Raw genomic sequence first — 396 nt, forward strand, 5'->3', positions numbered from 1 at the left:
CATTGGCTAATACGTTTATCAGTATTGGCGCTGCATCTTCCGCCATAGTTGCCGTGTCAGCATTTGCTATTGGAGCATCATTTACAGGTGTAATAGTGATAGTTAACGTTGCTGTACTGGCGCCGCCGTTGCTATCGCTTACAGTATAAGTAACTGTTGCGAAGCCGTTGTCGTCGGCTGCCGGTGTATATTGAATTTGATTGCCAAGCACTGATACAGAGCCAATATCAGCTGATGCTGCGCTTATGGCAAGGCTGTCGCCATCCACGTCTGAGTCATTGGCTAATACGTTTATCAGTATTGGCGCTGCATCTTCCGCCATAGTTGCCGTGTCAGCATTTGCTATTGGAGCATCATTTACAGGTGTAATAGTGATAGTTAACGTTGCTGTACTGG

Annotated in this window: 1 protein-coding gene; it reads right to left on the reverse strand. The window is 46.5% G+C overall.

What is annotated here, in order from left to right; all coding sequences use genetic code 11:
- A partial coding sequence (locus H4J63_RS19860; protein WP_182198115.1) for an Ig-like domain-containing protein occupies positions 1-396 on the reverse strand: 396 nt, incomplete at both ends.

This window comes from Pseudoalteromonas sp. 5Ae-yellow (assembly GCF_014077565.1).
Taxonomy (GTDB): domain Bacteria; phylum Pseudomonadota; class Gammaproteobacteria; order Enterobacterales; family Alteromonadaceae; genus Pseudoalteromonas.